Raw genomic sequence first — 1,281 nt, forward strand, 5'->3', positions numbered from 1 at the left:
GTAAGGCTGGGCAGAGGAAGAGGCGCCATGCTGCATGGAGTGTGAGGATGACTGTCCCTGTGGTTGATATCCTGGGGTCGCCGCATTGGCAGGGGTCGTGGAACTCGCAAAAGCCATAGAAACACCTAAGGCGAATACACCAAGGCCCGTCATTAATCTGGAATTTGAGTCTTGCATTAAGATCCTCCATCTAAAAAATCGATAGAAAGTAGTCAAATAGATATTGACCGTAGTACGTGGAATCCTCCACGACGTCAGTACGCTAACAATACAAAATGGAGTTCGTCAAACCCTAATAAACGATTGTTTTTATCACAACAATAGTGTTCTTTAATGAACACTCGCAGAATCAATTACCGAATTAGAGTTAACTGATAATACCATCATTATCTTGCGGATTTTTTCCAGTTGCCACAAAGGAATATAACCAGAGCAGTGACCATGACGCAGGCGATTATCAGAAACCCGATGCGGTAACCCATCCATGCGATAAAAACACCTGCCATTAATGGACCACTGGCATGCCCCACATCCCATAGACTACCAAATACGCCCATGGCCGCACCGAAATCCCGGTTTCTGACGATATCTCCTATCATCGCCGTCGTCGCCGGTGTAACCATAGCCGTGCCTAATCCAAATAACGTGCTCAGGGCAAGTAATGGCAGGAGTTGTCCCATATAGGGGATGGTTGCCATTACCGTTGCACATAGTCCGATCCCTGCCACGATAAAAGGTTTTCTCCCAACGTGGTCAGAGGCCCTTCCAAAGACGGGACGGAAGAAAATCGACGCTATCCCCTGAGCACCAAATAAGAAGCCGATATTCAGGATGGAGACATGCTGATTCAGTGCGTACAGAGGCAGATATGCCTGCATCGTACCTACGCCGAAATAGAGGGCAGCTTCTATCAGACTCACCAGACGAATAGCCGGGTCGCCGATGATCTGGCGCACACCTTGAACGGCTACGTGGAGAACTTCACCGGTAGTCCGCCGACCATCATGAATCGGCGCATCCCGTGGAAAAGGGAGAATTGCTAAAAGCGCAAGAAGGCCAATGCATCCTGAGACGATGAAGGCCGCCGCAAAACCCAAATGTGCAATCGTAGCTGCGGCAATGATCGGTCCCAATACGACCCCGGCATTTTCGGCTGCTCCGTAAAAACCGAGTCTGTGCCCACGCTGCGACGGAAAGGACTTGGCTACCTTCGCAGATGCGGCGGGGGCGTAAAGCGCCGTGGATAGGCCATTAAAAAAACGAACGGCTAACAATTGCGGC

At 50.1% G+C, this 1,281-nt stretch carries 1 protein-coding gene; it reads right to left on the minus strand.

Going from position 1 to position 1,281, the window contains the following annotated elements; all coding sequences use genetic code 11:
• Window positions 1–386: 386 nt before the first annotated feature.
• Window positions 387–1,281 (minus strand): MFS transporter (locus AC2VLY_RS12840; RefSeq protein ID WP_486922408.1); only part of this gene is annotated, 895 nt, incomplete at its 5' end.

It is taken from the genome of Acidithiobacillus sp. TH-A36 (assembly GCF_057473445.1).